At 61.5% G+C, this 18,312-nt stretch carries 15 protein-coding genes; 4 read left to right on the top strand and 11 right to left on the bottom strand.

Annotated elements, in window-relative coordinates; all coding sequences use genetic code 11:
* Positions 1 to 22: 22 nt before the first annotated feature.
* Complete coding sequence (locus ACQCSZ_RS01540) at positions 23 to 886, top strand: putative transposase (RefSeq protein WP_427006393.1); 864 nt, start codon at positions 23 to 25, stop codon at positions 884 to 886.
* A gap of 128 nt (positions 887 to 1,014) precedes the next feature.
* Entirely contained in the window at positions 1,015 to 1,257 is a 243-nt protein-coding gene (locus ACQCSZ_RS01535; RefSeq protein WP_427006392.1) for a hypothetical protein, read from the top strand.
* A 110-nt stretch (positions 1,258 to 1,367) separates the two neighbouring features.
* Here ACQCSZ_RS01535 and ACQCSZ_RS01530 read toward each other — a convergent pair whose 3' ends face one another.
* The 6 genes from ACQCSZ_RS01530 to pdhA all read right to left on the bottom strand — a co-directional run bounded on the left by ACQCSZ_RS01530 (position 1,368) and on the right by pdhA (position 9,208).
* Positions 1,368 to 2,411, bottom strand: coding sequence for a glycosyltransferase (locus ACQCSZ_RS01530; protein ID WP_427006391.1), 1,044 nt, complete (start codon positions 2,409 to 2,411; stop codon positions 1,368 to 1,370).
* 913 nt (positions 2,412 to 3,324) lie between these two features.
* The gene (locus ACQCSZ_RS01525) at positions 3,325 to 4,497 is read right to left on the bottom strand and encodes an IS630 family transposase (protein ID WP_427006385.1); all 1,173 of its coding nucleotides are present in this window, start codon (positions 4,495 to 4,497) and stop codon (positions 3,325 to 3,327) included.
* Positions 4,498 to 4,674: 177 nt separating this feature from the next.
* Positions 4,675 to 5,085, bottom strand: coding sequence for a reverse transcriptase domain-containing protein (locus ACQCSZ_RS01520; protein WP_427006390.1), 411 nt, complete (start codon positions 5,083 to 5,085; stop codon positions 4,675 to 4,677).
* Positions 5,086 to 5,403: 318 nt separating this feature from the next.
* On the bottom strand, positions 5,404 to 6,855 hold the full coding sequence (locus ACQCSZ_RS01515; protein ID WP_427006389.1) for a dihydrolipoamide acetyltransferase family protein: 1,452 nt from the start codon (positions 6,853 to 6,855) through the stop codon (positions 5,404 to 5,406).
* A gap of 2 nt (positions 6,856 to 6,857) precedes the next feature.
* Entirely contained in the window at positions 6,858 to 7,943 is a 1,086-nt protein-coding gene (locus ACQCSZ_RS01510; protein ID WP_427006388.1) for an alpha-ketoacid dehydrogenase subunit beta, read from the bottom strand.
* Complete coding sequence (gene pdhA / locus ACQCSZ_RS01505) at positions 7,940 to 9,208, bottom strand: pyruvate dehydrogenase (acetyl-transferring) E1 component subunit alpha (RefSeq protein ID WP_427006387.1); 1,269 nt, start codon at positions 9,206 to 9,208, stop codon at positions 7,940 to 7,942. The genes ACQCSZ_RS01510 and pdhA overlap by 4 nt, the downstream gene beginning before the upstream one ends.
* A gap of 159 nt (positions 9,209 to 9,367) precedes the next feature.
* On the opposite strand from pdhA, the gene ACQCSZ_RS01500 reads away from it, so the two are divergent.
* Together ACQCSZ_RS01500 and ACQCSZ_RS01495 are read left to right on the top strand one after the other, a co-directional pair.
* The gene (locus ACQCSZ_RS01500; protein WP_427006386.1) at positions 9,368 to 9,832 is read left to right on the top strand and encodes an Lrp/AsnC family transcriptional regulator; all 465 of its coding nucleotides are present in this window, start codon (positions 9,368 to 9,370) and stop codon (positions 9,830 to 9,832) included.
* Positions 9,833 to 9,974: 142 nt separating this feature from the next.
* Positions 9,975 to 11,147, top strand: coding sequence for an IS630 family transposase (locus ACQCSZ_RS01495; protein ID WP_427006385.1), 1,173 nt, complete (start codon positions 9,975 to 9,977; stop codon positions 11,145 to 11,147).
* Positions 11,148 to 11,269: 122 nt separating this feature from the next.
* Here the strand turns inward: ACQCSZ_RS01495 and ACQCSZ_RS01490 are convergent, their stop codons facing one another.
* From ACQCSZ_RS01490 to ACQCSZ_RS01470, 5 genes are all read right to left on the bottom strand, one after another.
* Entirely contained in the window at positions 11,270 to 12,781 is a 1,512-nt protein-coding gene (locus ACQCSZ_RS01490; RefSeq protein WP_427006384.1) for a polysaccharide biosynthesis tyrosine autokinase, read from the bottom strand.
* A gap of 213 nt (positions 12,782 to 12,994) precedes the next feature.
* Positions 12,995 to 13,792, bottom strand: coding sequence for a glycosyltransferase (locus ACQCSZ_RS01485; protein ID WP_427008462.1), 798 nt, complete (start codon positions 13,790 to 13,792; stop codon positions 12,995 to 12,997).
* Between the two features lie 878 nt (positions 13,793 to 14,670).
* Complete coding sequence (locus ACQCSZ_RS01480) at positions 14,671 to 15,906, bottom strand: hypothetical protein (RefSeq protein WP_427006383.1); 1,236 nt, start codon at positions 15,904 to 15,906, stop codon at positions 14,671 to 14,673.
* On the bottom strand, positions 15,899 to 17,089 hold the full coding sequence (locus ACQCSZ_RS01475) for a glycosyltransferase family 4 protein (protein WP_427006382.1): 1,191 nt from the start codon (positions 17,087 to 17,089) through the stop codon (positions 15,899 to 15,901). The genes ACQCSZ_RS01480 and ACQCSZ_RS01475 overlap by 8 nt, the downstream gene beginning before the upstream one ends.
* On the bottom strand, positions 17,079 to 18,299 hold the full coding sequence (locus tag ACQCSZ_RS01470) for a hypothetical protein (RefSeq protein WP_427006381.1): 1,221 nt from the start codon (positions 18,297 to 18,299) through the stop codon (positions 17,079 to 17,081). Before ACQCSZ_RS01470 ends, ACQCSZ_RS01475 begins: the two co-directional genes overlap by 11 nt.
* Positions 18,300 to 18,312: the final 13 nt, after the last annotated feature.

The following is an 18,312-nucleotide window of genomic DNA, read 5'->3' as shown; positions in this document are numbered from 1 at the left end:
GAACCAGTTCCGCTACGCCCGCATGCACTTCGACCTGGACTCCCCCGACGCGTACGCCAGCACCGATGAGGACCCCGACCGCCTCGTTCCCAACCCGGCCAAGGCAAAGTCATACCAAAAAGTGGTGGCCGCCAGGAAGCACCATGCCGACGTGGCGGCGGAGACGAACGCGGCGTTGATGGCCGCACGCACCCCGCCAGCCGACACCGACGAAGTCATCGTCGCCAGCGCCATGCACAACGCGGTCATGGCGCCATTATGGGAGGCCGAATCCGCCCTCGATCAGGCGGAAGCAGCCCATGCGGGAATCCCTGCCAGGGTGCGTCTCGGGGACCTGGCCCCGAGCCGGCAAGTCCTGGACACCGAGGTCAAGCTCATCACCCACGCCATCCGCATGGCCGCATACAACGCCGCGATGACCATCGCGTGGGAGATCCGCACGAACACCGGCTACAAACGTGCCGCCGACGAAACCCCTGCGCTCATGCGCCAGGCCTTCAACCAGCCGGGCGACATCGGTCCTACCGTCCCGGGGTTCCTAACGATCCGGCTGGACCCCCTGCCAACGAAGCGGGCCACCAAGGCCATCGACGAGCTCTGCGCACACCTCACCAGCACCGAAACCCGCTACCCCGGCACCGGGCTGACCCTCAAATTCGCCATCAAAAACAACACCCCCACCTCCCGGGCATTAAATCGCCAGGTCGGGAGTCCTCAGACCGCGAGGCTGCGCCGGCTCGTGTCCACAGGCTCCAGCACGGACTCCTTCTTCACGGTCCCCACTCGGCTGCCACCTCGCCACTCTCTGAGAATGACGCCCGTTTCAAGGTCATGGTCCCAACCCTCGGCGCACAGTTCACCCTCGGCGGCAAGTACGAGACCGTGACCAACAATCGCGGCTGGCTTGTGCAGGTCAACTCCAACGGCACGATCAGCTTCTACTATTAGACGGACGGGAGCGGCGGGACGGGCTCTATGCAGTGTGCACCCATTTTGCTGTTCCTCATCGGGTGCGTGTCCGGGCAGACGGTTTCCTACGCCAACGACGCGACCAGGCAGCCCAAGCTCGCCTCCATCAGTTCAGACCTGGCCGTCATCAACTTCAGCCACAACGAGCAGAACAATGTATCCTATCGGGCAGGGTACGAGCAGCTCGCGGACGCACTCGTTGCCAAGTGGCCAGACCTGGGGATCATCGCCACCACCGAAGCCACGAGAGTCCCGGGCGATCCAGATAGAACGTCCACGGCTGGCTGACCGAGATAACGTCAATAGAATTGTCGACGCGAATCAGAGCAGTTAGCCGAGCACAATCGAGGCCTTGTCATCCGACAGGGCCTCACGGTTCGATCTTTTGGGGACGGTGGCTACGGCCGTCGCAGAACGAAGTCGTACACGCCGTCGACTCGGTCCGCGACGGTGCCGGGGTGCACCAGCGCAGCCGCCGCGAGAGCAATCTCAGGCAAAGGTGTGCGCCCGATGCGACTCCTGACGAGCGACCGGAGCTTGCCGACCCCGTCGGCGGGCCGATCCCCGTCAATAACGAGACCGCCCCAATGTTCAACGAGGGGGGCAACGTGCATTTCTTGTGACACCACGGGAGGCGTTCCCACCAGTGCAGCCTCGAAGATTGATAGACCGAATGCTTCCCACCGTGCGAGTTGCATATAAACGGCGGCCGACCTCAGAACGCTCCACTTCCGCTCCCCCCATACAGGCTCATGCAGCGTCACGTTCGAAGGAAAAGCGGGCAACGACGTCCCCGTCCGGGCCGGACCGTAGATGCCGAAGGTCAAGTCTGGCATCGCCTCGGCGAACGTAGCCAGCCGGTCCAGGCCCTTTTGCTCTACATCCAAGCGTCCGAGGAACACCACATCCTCGCAGTCAATCAGCGGCATGTCTGTCGGTGCGGGGTTGAGAGCGTTCGACACAGAGAACGCGGGAAGCCGGTCCCCCGCGAAGTCTCGAATTTCCTGCAGCTCCGCGTCTAAGACTGCGGTCGCGGCTGCAGCGTGCCGAAACCTGGGGCGCTCGATCAGCGCGGAGTATACTGACTTCTTCAACTTGCCTCGCCCAAGAGTCTGGGGTGCGACCGCTCCGTGGGGGCTGACTATGTACGGAACGGAATGTCGCTTTGCCCACATAGCAAGTTTCGCCTGCACGGGGATGAAGACCGAGTGCAGGTGGAGGATATCGGGTCGGGGGCCTGCCATCGCGGATTCAATCGGCAGCAGGCGGATCCCCATCGCTTCGGCGTCCGTGATTTGCCTCTTCGATCCGTCCGCGAGGAATACCACTCGGTGCCCTCGCCGGGCTTGCTCAGCGCCTAGCGCCCACACTGTTTGCGCCACTCCATTGACTGCGTCGGGTGTGGGGCCAGCGGCATGATGCCAGATATTCAGATCGCTCATTGCGCCATCCTATCCCGATCCTATTGGCCCGTAGTATGAGGCCATTCACGAAACACTTTGGGGACTCATTGCGCTTTTCACGCCTGCTCACGGTGACTACTATGTCCCGGTCCTTGACCGCCACCGCGCAATGGAATTACTTGAGGGAATCATGATCAAGCTGAGAAACGCGTTCGCGCCCTTCCGAGATTCAGGGGTTACAGTTCGTTCGGGCAAATGCGGTTCTGCTGGTCGTCCTGTACCACTCGGCAGCGGTTTTGCGCCTGCCCAAATACTTCGACGTCGTCTTCCTGGGCGGACTCTTCAGCATTGGTGCTGTCGCAGGGTCGGGTGGCCGGAGGGGATTTCACCCTCCGGCTCCCACAGATCCCGGCGTGACAGTCTCCCGTCACCGGGCTCTTCTCAACCTCTTCACCATGCAGTTGTGACCCATTGCCAATGACGGAAGAATCGCGGATACGCGCTGGTGATCTCGTGAAGTTTCGTCCTGCCACGATGGGTCGAGTCATACCGTCGATATTTGTTGCGGATCCAACGCACCAAGTAGGCGTTGATGCGCGCCAGGAGGGGATACAGTGCCGAGGGATAGAGCTGCCCTGCATCCACCCGGCGATGATCGGGTTGATCACACGGGCCAGTTCACCAAAGGTGTGGTAGATCTTGCGGTGCAGCCGCCACCGGGGGACCTGTCCGCTGATCCTTTTCAAGGCCTGTTTGCTAATGGCCGGCAGGAAGGCCAGGAAGGTAGCCCTCTGGCGGTCCCGCGCAGCCCTGGGCCAAAACGTGTATCCCAGAAACGTAAACGAGGTCCGATCATACTTTTGGCCTCGCTTGCCGCCCTTGCAGTACACAATCGCGGTCTTGACAGGGTGCAGTTTCAGTCCCAGCTCCCCCATCCTCTCAGCGATCGCCGCTAGTGCGGTGAGCGGAAAGGTCCGGGGTGTTGGTCATGCCGCCGTCGGGGTGTCGTGCCGGCCCCAGCGGTGGCCCTATTCGCTGCGGATGCGGATGCGGTCCCGCTCGGGCGTTGGGCCTCCAGCACGTCGGGGTGGCGGGCGTGGGCGTTGCGCCAGCGCAGGTATTCGTGCAGCCGCCGGGTCTGCACGACATGGTTGGGGTGGACCGAGTTGGCCAGGGTGAACTGGCGCAGCGGCCCGAAGTGCGCCTCGATCGGGTTGGCCCAGGACGCGTAGGTCGGGGTAAGACACAACTCGCCGCCGTGGGCGAGAGCCCAGCGGCGGACCCGCGGACCGTTATGGGCGGAGAGATTGTCCAGGATCACGTACACCGGTTCCCCGTCGGGGCACGCGGCCCGGATGCTCTTGAGCGCGGTGAGGCTGTTCGAGGTGCCCTTGTGCCGGTGGTTGATGCCCCACAGGGTGTCCGCGCCGACCGAATAGCAGCCGTGGAAGTAGTTCACCCCTTCGGTGCGGTGGTAGTTCGCCGGCAGCCGGTCCGGCTCACCCTGGCGGGCCCAGCCGGAACCGGCGGTCGGGCGGATCCCCAGCGGCCCGAACTCGTCGAACGCGAAGGCCCGGTCCGGATGGTGGTTGAGCACGTCCTCGATCCTCTCCAGCTTCGCCTCGATATCCGGGTCGGTGGATTCATTCCACGTCGAGGTGCGCTGGAACGTGATTCGGTGCCGGTGCAGCAGGGTACGCAGCGCCTCCCTGCCGATCCGCACCGGCCTGTGCGGGCATTCGCCCAGAAAACCGGCGAGCTTGCGGACCGACCAGCGGGCAAAGGGCTGTCCCAGCCGGAGCGGGCGGGTCAGGGCCGTCGCGGCGACGAAGTCCTCGTCGCCGGAACCGAGCAGGCGGGGACGGACTCCCGCCCAGCCAGGGTCCAGGCAGTCCAGCCCGATCTCGTTGAACCGGTGGATCACCTCCCGGACGGTGTCCTCGTCCACGGCCACCAGCCGCGCGATGACCGGCACCGTGTTCCCGCCCGCCGAGGCCAGGATCATGGCCGCCTGCCGCCACCGGATCACTTTTCCGCCCTGTTTCGACTCGCCACGGCGCACGATCCGTTGGAGCCGCTGTCCCTCCGCCGGACTCAGCCGGCGCACTTTCACACGATCAGCCATGCCTCCAGACTGGCACGTTCCCAAACCCCGTCAACCTTTACGATCACAGCACTAGCACCTCACGGGCCCCGTTCTCGCTGAGACAATGCACCACCGCATCGTCGGCGTAGCGTTCGAACACCATAGCCGGGTATTCTCGCACCAGCCATTTGATTGAAGGCGTAATGCATGAACAAGTTAGCCAGCACCGAGGACCCCTGCGGTCCCGCACTCACGCTCTACCAGCACACTATTTAACTGTTGTAACGGCGCAACGAGCCACCGTCTCACATACAACAGCACCCATGGTGCCTCGGTGTGTGCGCTCACCTCTTGGGTGACCAGATCCCACGGCACGGTATCGAAGAACGCCCGAATATCAAGATCGATCACCCAGTCATACTTCCAACTCCGTTTCCGGCATACGTCTACCGCATCCAAGGCGGAGCGCGCCGGCCGATAGCCGTAGGAATCCGGGTGGAAGATCGGTTCGACCTTCGCTTCCAGATGTCGCGCCACGACCGGTTGAGCGATCCTGTCAGCGACGGTCGGTATCCCTAACGTCCTGACCCCGCCACCATCCGGTTTCGGTATGTCCACCGCCAGCACCGGAGGAGGAAAATACGTCCCCGAGGACGTCCGATTCCAGATCTTGTAGAGATTCCCCGCAGATCTTCCTCGAATGCCGTCAAGGTCTGCCCGTCCACTCCCGGCGCCTCTCGATTACCCTTAACTTTCTTATATGCCTCCCAGACTTCCACTTCGAAATCACGAACGGTTTGCCTGATAATTGTGGCTTTGACATCTCCAGTTCCTCCCGAAAAAACATCGGTTGACTATTGACCAAATGGCCACGGATGTGCCGGTCCCGTCACTCCACCCTCGCTGGTCTTGGATCACTCGGAACGAGACCGACTTCAACAACCCTTACATATCGGCCAGCACGGATCCCGGGTTCTCGATCGCGTCGGCCACGTAGCGCAGGAAACCTCCGGCCGTTCCGCCGTCGCAGACGCGGTGGTCGAAGGTCAGCGTCAGTTCGGTGACCTTGCGGACAGCGAGCTCGCCGTTGACCACCCAGGGCTTGTCGATGATCCGCCCGACGCCGAGGATTCCCACCTCGGGGTGGTTGATGATCGCGGCGGAGCCGTCCACGCCGAACACCCCGTAGTTGTTCAGGGTGAAGGTTCCGCTGCCGAGTTCGGCCGGGGTCGCCTTGCCTTCGCGGACGACAGCGGTGAGCCGGCGGATCTCCGCGTCCAGTTCACGGGCGCTGAGCTTGTCCGCGTTGCGCACCGACGGAACCACGAGCCCGCGGTCCGTCTGGGCCGCGAAGCCCAGGTTGACGCCGTCGAAGGCCACGATCTCCTGCATCGCTCCGCCGGCCGTGTCCTCGGTGGTGACGATCCGGGTGTTGAGCTCCGGGTACTTCTTCAGACCTGCTATGACAAAACGTGCGATGAACGCCAGCAGCCCGGGAGTGTCGTGCGGGTCCGACTTCTTGAGCGCGGCGCGCATCTCCACCAGCGCGGTGGCGTCGACATCGACCCACACCGTGGCTTCCGGGATCTCTGAACGGCTGCGCGTCATGTTCGCTGCAACGGCCTTCCGCACCCCACGGACGGCAGTGCGGCCGGAAATTCCAAGGCCCGTGCGGGCGTCTGTGCCGGCGACGGTCTCGACCGGCTCCACCACCAGACGCTCGTCAGCCCGGCGCGGGACCTCGACAGGCTCAGCCACCGGATTGGGCTTGATGACGGCCTCGACATCGCGCCGCATGATGAGCCCGCTGTCCCCCGATCCCTGGAGTCCCCCCAAATCAACTCCATGATCGCGTGCCATCCGCCGGACCAGCGGAGAAATCACAGCACCAAGCTTCCCCGGCACCCGGGTCCGCATCAGCAACACCTCATCGGCGGCCTTCTCCGCCGCGGAAATCTGGCTCGCGACTCCCGCGGTGTCGACGGTCCCGACCATCGGGTGCTTCGGAGCCCGAGTCCGCCGAGCAACTCCCTGCCCGCCAGGAGTCCCATAACCGATCAGCACATTGCCTGACCCTGCCTTTTCCTCCTCGCGGTAGGTTTCGGCAGACGTGGCTTCAGCAGGCGCTGTTTCGACGGGCTCAGCCACGGACCCAATTGGCGTCACCGAGATCAGCGGCTTTCCGACGTCGAGCGTCTGGCCGGGTTCGCCGTGCAGCACGGTGACGGTGCCGGCGTACGGGGAGGGCACCTCCACCATGGACTTGGCGGTCTCCACCTCGGCAATCGGCTGGTCCACGCGGATCTCGTCGCCCACGGCCACGAGCCAGTTGACCAGTTCGGCTTCGGTGAGGCCCTCGCCGAGGTCCGGGAGGAGGAATACTTTCGTTTCGCTCATGGTCAGTCTTCCCACTGGAGGTCGTCAACGGCGTCGAGGATGCGGTCCACGCCGGGCAGGTAGTAGTGCTCGAGTTTCGGCGCCGGGTACGGCACATCGAAGCCGGTGACGCGGCGGATCGGCGCGGCCAGGTAATGGAAGCAGCGTTCCTGGACCCGTGCCACGATCTCGGAGGACACGGACGCGAAGCCGTGCGCCTCGGCGATGACCACGGCGCGTCCGGTCTTGCGGACCGAAGCGCAGACCGTCTCGTCGTCGAACGGCACGATCGAGCGGACGTCGATCACTTCCAGCGAGCGGCCTTCCTCGGCGGCCGCGGCGGCGGCGGCGAGTGCGGTCGGGACGGAGGGCCCGTAGGCGATCAGGGTGGCATCCGTCCCGGGGCGGGCGACGGCGGCACGTCCCTCCGAGGAGGTGCCGCGGTCGGTGTTCGCGGCGTGCTCGGCCCGCAGCGCGTCCAGGTCCACCTGGTCCTTGGTCCAGTAGAGCCTCTTCGGCTCCATGAACATCACCGGATCATCCGAGTCGATGGCCTCGCGCAGCATCCGGTAGCCGTCCGCCACGGTGGCGGGGGTGAAGACCTTCAGGCCGGCGGTGTGGGCGTAGTAGGACTCGGAGGAATCGCAGTGGTGCTCCACTCCCCCGATGCCGCCGGCGTACGGGACGCGGATGACCATCGGCAGCTTCACGGCGCCCCGGGTGCGGTTGTGCATCTTGGCGACGTGGCTGACGATCTGCTCGAACGCCGGGTAGGCGAAGGCGTCGAACTGCATCTCAATCACGGGGCGCATCCCGTTCATGGCCATGCCCACAGCCATGCCGACGATGCCGGACTCGGCCAGCGGGGTGTCGAAGCAGCGGTTCTCGCCGAAGGTCCTGGTGAGCCCGTCGGTGATCCGGAAGACGCCGCCGAGCAGGCCCACGTCCTCGCCGAAGACCAGGACGGACGGGTCCGCGTGCATGGCGTCGGCCATCGCTGTGTTCAGGGCTTTGGCCAGGGTGATGGTCTGCGGCCCGGTCTGCTCCGCGGTGGCGGCGGCTCGGGCGGCTGCGGTGGCGGTGGCGGCGCTGACGTCCGTGGGGCTCATTTCGCGGCCTCCCCCGCGTTGGATGCGGTGGTGGCTGCGCCGGCGGCGTCGCGGGCGAGTTCATCGGCGAGCATGGCGGACTGTTCCTTCAGCTGCGGTGTCGGGGTGGAGAAGACGTATCTGAAGAGGTCCTGCGGATCCACCGGGACGTCCTCGCCGAGGCCGTCCCGGAGCTGGGTGGCGACCTCTTCGGCCTTTCCGGCGATCCGGGCGGCGCGGCCGTCGTCGAGCAGTCCGCGGTCCGTCAGGTAGGTCTTCATCCGGCTCAGCGGATCCTTGGCCAGCCACTGGGCAACCTCGCTGTCCTGGCGGTAGCGGGTGGCATCGTCGGCGTTGGTGTGCGCCTGCATGCGGTAGGTGTGGGCCTCCACCAGCAGCGGGCCGGAGCCTGCGCGGGCGAGCGTGACGGCCCGGTCCAGCACGGCGAGCAGCGCGACGACGTCGTTGCCGTCCACGCGTTCGCCGGCCATGCCGTAGCCCACGGCCTTGTGGGCGAGCGACGGCGCGACGGACTGGTGCGCCAGAGGGACGGAGATGGCGTACTGGTTGTTTTGGACGAAGAAGACCACGGGCAGGTGGAAGACGGCGGCGAAGTTCAGGGCCTCGTGGAAGTCCCCCTCGCTGGTGGCGCCGTCGCCGCACATGGCCAGCACCACGGTGTCCTCGCCGCGCAGCTTCGCGGCGTGGGCGACGCCGACGGCGTGGAGCAGCTGGGTGGTCAGCGGGGTGCACTGGATGCCCACCTTGTGCCTGGCGGGGTCGTAGCCGCTGTGCCAGTCGCCGCGGAACAGCGTCATGGTCTGGACGGGGTCCACGCCGCGGGCCATCACGGCGACGGAGTCGCGGTAGGTCGGGAACAGCCAGTCGCCATCGGACAGGCAGAGGGCGGCGGCCACCTGGCAGGCCTCCTGGCCGTGGCTGGAGGGGTAGACGGCCATCCGGCCCTGCCGGACGAGGGCGGAGTTCTGGTCATTGACGCGGCGCCCGATGACGAGCTGCTCGTAGGCGGCCAGGAGTTCCTCGTCGGCCGGCAGGCTGTACTCGTGGCCGGGCTGGGTGCCCTGCTCGGCATGGGGGGTCAGGGTGCCGTCCGGGCCCACCATCTCGATCTGGTGGCGGGCGGGCAGCATGTAGTCCTCGGCCGTGATGCCGAACTTGCGCACGGCCTCGCTGGCGGCGTCTTCCGGTGCCTGCCCGAGCGCGTTTTCCGGCACTCCCGCGCCGCCCGCCTCGGGATGCGCAGTGTGGTCTGCGGAGATCGTCATTGGTCCGTCCTTCTGTAGCCACTATTCTTTCCAAGTATGGCGCGGGACGATGTTTCGTATCCAGCCCTCTTTGGAATCGTGGAGAACTACAGGGTCCTGCCCTATTCTGGAAGACGAATTGTAAGTGTGAGCTGGATTACCGGCGGGAGTTGTAGACAAATGGCAGACGAAGAGTCCGAGCAGGTGGCGGTTCCTCTCGATGACGTGGACCGGAACATCATTGCGGAGCTGACGCGGGACGGCCGGATGTCCGTGACGCAGGTGGCGGAGAACGTCCATATCTCGCGCGCGCATGCCTACACGCGGATTGCCCGGCTGACGGGCGAGGGTGTGCTGACCAAGTTTACGGCGCTGGTGGATCCCATCAAGGCGGGACTCAAGTCCTCGGCGTACGTGACGCTGAAGGTGCGGCAGCATTCCTGGCGGGAGCTGCGGGAGCTGCTGCGCGCAGTCCCGGAGGTGCACCACATCGCCCTGGTGGGCGGCGACTTCGACGTGATCCTGCTGGTGCGCGCCGTAGACAACATTGATCTTCGGCGGGTGATCTTCGACCAGCTGCAGTCCATGCCCGGGGTGCTGGATACGCAGACGTTTCTGGTGTTCGAGGATGTGGATACGCGGTAGGACAGAACTGCACTCAAGAACAAGACAACGTAGCTGTCCGTCTCGTCGGAGACAGATTCCACGCCGTAGACATAGAAGTTCCCTTAGCTAGTGCTGTGATCGTAAAGGTTGACGGGGTTTGGGAACGTGCCAGTCTGGAGGCATGGCTGATCGTGTGAAAGTGCGCCGGCTGAGTCCGGCGGAGGGACAGCGGCTCCAACGGATCGTGCGCCGTGGCGAGTCGAAACAGGGCGGAAAAGTGATCCGGTGGCGGCAGGCGGCCATGATCCTGGCCTCGGCGGGCGGGAACACGGTGCCGGTCATCGCGCGGCTGGTGGCCGTGGACGAGGACACCGTCCGGGAGGTGATCCACCGGTTCAACGAGATCGGGCTGGACTGCCTGGACCCTGGCTGGGCGGGAGTCCGTCCCCGCCTGCTCGGTTCCGGCGACGAGGACTTCGTCGCCGCGACGGCCCTGACCCGCCCGCTCCGGCTGGGACAGCCCTTTGCCCGCTGGTCGGTCCGCAAGCTCGCCGGTTTTCTGGGCGAATGCCCGCACAGGCCGGTGCGGATCGGCAGGGAGGCGCTGCGTACCCTGCTGCACCGGCACCGAATCACGTTCCAGCGCACCTCGACGTGGAATGAATCCACCGACCCGGATATCGAGGCGAAGCTGGAGAGGATCGAGGACGTGCTCAACCACCATCCGGACCGGGCCTTCGCGTTCGACGAGTTCGGGCCGCTGGGGATCCGCCCGACCGCCGGTTCCGGCTGGGCCCGCCAGGGTGAGCCGGACCGGCTGCCGGCGAACTACCACCGCACCGAAGGGGTGAACTACTTCCACGGCTGCTATTCGGTCGGCGCGGACACCCTGTGGGGCATCAACCACCGGCACAAGGGCACCTCGAACAGCCTCACCGCGCTCAAGAGCATCCGGGCCGCGTGCCCCGACGGGGAACCGGTGTACGTGATCCTGGACAATCTCTCCGCCCATAACGGTCCGCGGGTCCGCCGCTGGGCCCTCGCCCACGGCGGCGAGTTGTGTCTTACCCCGACCTACGCGTCCTGGGCCAACCCGATCGAGGCGCACTTCGGGCCGCTGCGCCAGTTCACCCTGGCCAACTCGGTCCACCCCAACCATGTCGTGCAGACCCGGCGGCTGCACGAATACCTGCGCTGGCGCAACGCCCACGCCCGCCACCCCGACGTGCTGGAGGCCCAACGCCCGAGCGGGACCGCATCCGCATCCGCAGCGAATAGGGCCACCGCTGGGGCCGGCACGACACCCCGACGGCGGCATGACCAACACCCCGGACCTTTCCGCTCACCGCACTAGCCAACACCCGCAGCCAGGTCGAAGTGAAGGAGCGTCCGAAGACGGACTCTCTGAGCCGTCAAAGACGGGCGTTTCGTGTTTAAAACGCCGGACCCGGTGCCAAGCTCATCGGTGGATCACGGCTAAGAATCCCGTCGTCCGGGGAACGCCCTGGGGGGACGACTTCCGCCGACCATGATCGTCTCGTCAAACAAAGTGCTTGAGCGTACATCCCTATTCGCTAGTTCGGACACGTCCCCGGGCATCACGGAAGGACGCTCTTTCTCAGCCGGAGCGTGCCCCGCATCAGGGCTGCTGTAGTAGCTATATGCGTAGGCGTCTGGACCCTTGAGCGGAAGACGGTTCAAAACGACACCTAAAATGTTGGCCCCCACCAAGCGCAGAGCTCCCAAAGACTTGTCGAGATCCGCCTGACGAAGCTTTTGTGCCCCGACGACAACCATAACTCCGCCGACATGTTGGGAGAGGACAGCGGCGTCGGTGACGGGCAACAGCGGCGGTGCATCGATTATGACGGTATCAAAGGCATCCTCCAAGCCAACAATCAGGTTCTTCATTTCTGGCGATCCCAATAGTTCGCTGGGGTTCGGAGGGATTTGCCCTGAAGATAGGATGAAAAGGCCGTCAGCTCCCCAGGGCTGAAGAAGATCATTCACATCGGCGGCGCCGACAAGCGCCGTTGTCAGGCCAGCGTTTCGATCCAACCCCAAGTACTCGTTGATCATTGGGCGCCGAAGGTCTGCATCTATAAGGCAAACAGTCTGACCGGCCTGCGCCAAGGCAATCGCCAAGTTGGTCGCGGTGGTGCTCTTGCCTTCTCCGGGCAAAGAGGAAGTAACGAGAACAGACTTGGCGTGGCCAGATACATTTGCAAATTGCAGGTTAGTTCTCAATTGGCGAAAAGACTCGGCTCGAGGACTCTGAGGGGCCGCCTGTGTCAGAAGGGGCTTACGAATTGCGTCGTGGTCGAACGATATACCCCCCAGTAGCGGAATGTCTGTCAGTCGACGCAGATCCGCTTCGCCACGAATTCGGTTGTCCAACAGGGCCCTAAGGACAGCCACACCCGCCCCGATGACAAGTCCGACCAGGAATCCAACCACAAGATTGAGCTTCGTGTTTGGCAGCGATGGGGCAGCCGGGGCCGTGGCAGGTTTGATGATGGACAGGCTGACGGGCGACGTTCCCCCGGTCTTTGGCTTCTCAAGAGAGTCGATAGCTTGGATCAAACTACTGGCAACTGCCTGAGCCGTCGCAGCGGCCTGCACGGGCGAACCACTGGCCACAGAGATGTTGATAAGAACCGTGTTAAGTTCCGCGCTCGCCTTGACGCTCCCCGCCAACTCGTCTGCAGTCGCAGCTAAACCCAGTGAGTCGATAACAGGCTGGAGGACGATGGGAGATTTCACCGTTTGCACATATGACTGCACACGGGCTTGGCTGAAGGTGTTGCCCTGCTGGAGTTCCTGAACCGTTCCCGAACTTTGAATGGCCACAAAGAGCTGAGTCTCGGCGATGTAAATTGGCTTCGTCAGAACGGACATGCCGCCGCCCAAAAGGAGGCCCGCTAGCGTTGCGCCGACGATAAGTATCCAGCTCCGGCGGAGGATCCGCACGTAGTCGCTAAGTTCCAAAGCGGTCCCCCTGTGGGTTGCTGACGGTCGCCCGATGGCACGCAGTCAGAACGGCAAAAAATCGTGTATACGCTAATCATACCGGGGTCGCTGGGATGAGATGAGACTCTTGTCTAGGGAGACCGACGGCTTCAGCCACAGCGCCGGCCTCAGGTGCCATGTTCTGGACCCTCCGAACCATAGGCGCGATTCGTTTCCCGACGGTCCGACTATTTATACAGTCAAGTACCAATCATGGAGGAGAGCGCCGAAACGCGAAGCCGCCCACCGATTGACAGGACCAGGATGATCTCCGCTGTCCAAGAGTCGTATGACCGCTGCCCCAACCGCTTGCCCCAACTCTGGCTCATCGTTGCTGACCACCATTCCCCCTCCGCTGACTAGGCCAACTAGGTAGTCAGCTCCGTTCCCGGCGATGGTAACGACCCACTTGCCCTGCGTAAGAGCTTCGGCAATAGCCCATGGGGCGCCCTCCCGAACGGACGAATGTATCAATCCAACGCAGCCGGCCACTTCAATTTGAGCCTGGTCATGTGAAAGCCATCCGGTGAAGCGAAGTAGCCCTTCATCCATGAGGTCCCGATTCTTGCTCTCAAGTTGCTCTCGCAGAGGTCCATCACCCATGACGACCAGCTCCCACCGGCCCTTTCCGGTGGCTCTGAGTGCGTCGATCGCGAGTTGCGGGCGCTTTCGATCGGTCAGCACCCCCACGATCGCGACTCGTGGTCGCTCGTTTTGTCGAGCGCGCGTTGAACGGACGGGCAAATCGGTGACTCCATCAGCGACTACGCAGTTCTGCTCTACGACAATCGCGACGGCAAGCCCCTCAAGTTTTCTTGCAACGCTTCCTGTCTGGGCGACGACTAAGTCGACACGCGACCCTAGGAATCGGAACCAAGATTTCTTAACTTTGAACAATGCTCGCGTTACAAGCGACTGCGGAGACTCCAGTCGCGCGTCCGAACTTCCTACTGGCCCCCAAATTTTCCGTGACCGTCCAAGCCCTGGCATGTGAATGGCAGACGGTAGAGTATCCGAGGCGAACGTCACATGATGTATCAGCAAGCTGCCTGTGCGGTGCTGCATCGTTCGGAGTGCTGAGTAGGCAGAGAATTGCCAAGCTAGCGAATGCTGGCGAGAACCATCTCTACACATCCTCTCAATCAATCCTGCGACCCGCACCGGCCGAACTGACGCAAGATGTGTCAGGTCGGATTGCCTCAAGGCAGCCTCAAGAGTTGGCACGTGCTTAGCGCGCGTAAGTATAACGCACGAGGTACCGAGTTCATCGGCCACGCGGGCCGCCGCGATAGCGATGCGTCCCCCTGCACCCGGTTCGGATCCCGCTGTGGGATCACAGGCATAAGCGACGATTGCAATCGTCTTCGGAAGCCTGAGGTTACTATTCAACTGTGAGCCTACTTTCCACACTTATCGCAGATGCATCGCGCCTCGACCACCGTCAAGACAACACTCTGTCCGCCTGCCGTCTGGCCATTACGTCTGTGCCGTTCAGGACGGTACTGATCTATCGACTCGCGGCCGCCCTTTATCCCAAGGCGCCCTTCGCCGGGCGAATACTTCATCAAGTCAACATCGTTGCCCATGGCGCAGACATCGATCCCCGCAGCAACATCGGTGAAGGGCTTCTTTTACAACACCCTGTTGGAACGGTCATTGGCGGCGGCGCCAGCATTGGCAGCAACTCCACCCTGATGGGTGGCGTCGTGTTGGGTCGCCGCGACGTTCGAGGTGGGGATTCGCCCCTCCAGTACCCTCAACTTGGCTCCGACGTTCTGGTAGGAGCCGGCGCTTGCATTCTTGGCGCCGTGAAAGTCGGCGATCGGTCAACGATTGGCGCGTTAGCACTGGTATTGAACGACGTGCCATCAGATTCCGTTGCTGTCGGGAACCCGGCTACTACGAGAGCGAACAGAACTCCCGACCAAAAGCACATAAGTTGAAATAACCGTAGAAACGGAACCGAAGGCCAGCGCCCACACGAAATCTCGAATACTCTGACTTGTGGCCAATACACACAATATCAGTGTGACGCACATTCCCATTACTTGGCCCCAAAAGCTCACCGCACCGAGTCGCCGCACCTTGATCAGGGCACCTCCCGGCAGTCCTACGACCACGAATGAAAGCGACACTGCTACCGGAAGCAGTAATTCGTCAACAACCTCAGCCTGGCCCGGTGGAATAATGAAGTCGCCCAAAACGCTAATACCCCAGACAGCAATCAATGCCATAAGGGATGCGACTGATACTGAAACTAGTATCGTCGAGATCATAAACTTTCCAAAACGGCCGGATTTTTGACGCTCTGCAAATAGTCTAATCAGCGAAGGTTGGAAAGCTGAAGTCAGAAGCGTTATTGGTGACAGAATACTCTGCGCTATTCTGATGGCCCCAAATTGTGCCGCTCCGAATGCATGCAGGGCCAAGAACGGTATCACCTGAGATAATCCTGTTCCGGTCAGGAACTGAAAAGCCATGAGACCTTCAAACTTTTCCTTCCGACGAACAAAAGCCACAGCCCGACTAAAGCGCGGGAATCCATTCATTCGCAGACCGACCACTATCCAGACAACGGACGAAGCCAGGGCAAACCCTACCGACAAATAGGTCGACCCATTGAGCAGAGCGATAATCAATGCAAGCAAACTTGCGCCAAGTCGAATGAGCTCAATAGGCATGAGAACAAAGCCCCGAGCTTCTTCTAGAGGGCCAAGACCAGCCATTTCGCCGTAGCGGACCATGTCAGAGACTACGAATAGGGCAACGCATAACACACCTGGGATCAGTGATGACAAGTCGGTTGACACTGCCACAACGACCGTGGTCAGTATTCCAAGAGCCGACCATAGAAAACCGAAGTCAAGATATCCGTGCCGGATCTCGGGATCGTGAGACTGAGCAATTAACTGCTCACCAAAGACCGCACGATTCATCGACATGAGCAGCATCCAGACAGACCAGAAGGCCGCTAAAAAACCAAAATCACTAGGCGTGAGAATATTGATAAAAGTCAGAGTAGTCATCAGGTTGACTGCGGCCTGACTCAGCTGGGAAATCACGCTATCTAAAGCGCGCCAGACCAAACCATATTGCTTAGTCATTCAGAATGCTCTCAAAAGCTTCTGAGAGCATCATCTCCGTGGAACCTTGCGCGAATATCAACGCTTGCATAGAGCTAAAGGGCTTTTCAAGAACGGCTGCTATCTTCGAGGCAAGCTCGGTATGGTCAGGATAGCCAAACGTCTCGCCTAGAGAGTGATGCCTTGTGCGCCATCCGACCAAACCATGATTGGACGATACTACCGGTGTAGACGATGCGGCAGCCCGCACGAGCACGCCGGATGTGGAGGTGAAATCCGTGTGATAAGGAAGCAAGACTGCTGAAGCTGCAGCAAAGTACCTCGCCATGTCTTCGTCACTCAAATAGTCCGAGATGTGCAAGAAATCCTGGCCGAAGGTGCCTACGATTTCTTGCAAGTACCTTCGCATAGAGGGGTCGACCCTTCCCACCAAGGCCACCCGAAGGTTCGGTCTTCGCGCTCTCAAAAGAACTAGGGCTGGAACCGCAACGTTGAACCCCTTTCGTTCGTCTTGCCCACCCACGAGAAGGATAACGTCGCTATTATGAGACCAGCCAAGCGCAAGCCGAGACTCTGCCCTCGACGTAGCCCCAAATGGCCCCGTCCAAGGGTCAGGAAGTACGTGTAATTTGGTGGATTCAGCTACTCTTTCGTCAAAGATTGCACTTTCCGCGCCGGTGAGCATCTCAAGCATGCTAATTACAACTCGCTTTACGAGTTGCACTGGCTTTATGTCTTCAATGGGCAACAAATCAGCAACCCGGTAGCGAACCACAATTATTCTCGTCCGGGGGAAAAAAATCCGAACAACTACAGAAATCCAGGGCAATGCGGAAAAGTAGTCGTCAATCGCCGATAGAACCAGTGTGCGCCTTTCGCAACGGAGCAAAATGCGCCGAGCTTCCTTGAGTAATCTTATGAGCAGGCTAGGCGTGATACTGGTCTTGCCCGTCTCGGCGCTGTCAGCGGCGATACTGACAAAGGAAACCCCTGCATAAAGTCCTTCCGTAAACACGGCAAAATCAGTACCGGGCGGCCGTTCTGGACCTACAATCCAGACATCACGGTCTGGGCTCGCTGCGCCCGCAGCCATGGGTCCGAGCACGTGAAGGCGGGAAGCGAACGGGTTAGCCTCAATAAACACGACACCGTCGCGTCCATTTGGACTAGCCATCTGGGGCAGATTCATATCGTCATCTTGCATGGTATCTTTCCGAGTTCTCCGATGTTCTTGGCGTTCCTGTACTGCCGCAGAGCATAAGGGCGTAAAAAGGAAGAGCCGTGCCTAGACTGTCCAGGACCGGGTTCACTGACATTGTCACGAGTCCGCCCAGTAAGGCAGGCAGCCACAAGCCTGCCCTACGTCGCATTCCGAGGTCAGGCGAAAGGCAGGTAGCGAAGAGGAGAATGGTTGATAACGCAAGGAGCCCGACTGCCACCAAGCCACAAGAAACAGCGAGTGTTAGAAACGAATTATGGAACGGGACTGGCTGTATCACCCCCCGAATATTTGCGAGACCAGTGATTGGCTCAGACGCTGCCGAACCAACAACTGGGTTAGCCACTACCGACGCGATGGCTTGGTCCCAAAGACCCAACCTGGTCTCCGTATTGTCGCCCCGCCCCATCACAGCATAAAATTTGGCGATCCAGTCATTCGACTTGACTGCAATCACACCAAAACAGCCGATGAGACCAATAGTGCGTATATTTCGTGAGGTGTTCGTCTTCGCCTGAAGCAGCCAAAAGCAAACCATCGATACGATGACGACAAAACCGACCGTTGCCGATGGATACTTGATGAAAGCCACAATTAAGGCAGTCAGTGTAATTGCCTTGTAGACAGCCGATCGTCTAGTTTTGGGCATGCCCATTACGACTATCGCCAGAAACGCCTTCTCGTGGCCCAGCAATGTCGGCTGCTCACCCCACGGGGTGAGAGCGGCGTCCAGCAGTGCTGTTACCCCGAATATCAGAGTCGCAATCTGCAAGGCCTTTGACGTCAGCGATCCCCACTTCGGTCTTGCTGGAAGAGCGAAATAGGCTGCTGGTGCTGCAGCCAGGGGCAGTGCTCCGGCCAGAATCACCAAGCCATCCGGTTCCCAATTTCCTGACATTAATGCAAAGGTATGGACGCCTGCTATCCACAGACTGAAGAAGACTAGGGATAGTGCGGCCAGTGGTTTGAGCCGACGCCGAGAACCACTAAGCGCGCCATCAATAGCAAAAGAGAGTACTATCAAACTAGTTGCGACAACATACCTATACGGCGGTCCGTGAGACGTCCACGAGACTACATCCAGGGTGGCCAGTGCCAGCGCGCAGGCAATTGTTGCCGGCCATGGTATTGAATCAACCCGTGCTGGGTTCGTCACCCCTGCGTCAAGCGGTTGGAACTCATCACCAGCGTTCACGGATGCCAACATA

Source organism: Pseudarthrobacter sp. H2, from assembly GCF_050157045.1.
Classification (GTDB): domain Bacteria; phylum Actinomycetota; class Actinomycetes; order Actinomycetales; family Micrococcaceae; genus Arthrobacter.
This window is presented reverse-complemented; position numbering and strand designations above follow the sequence as displayed.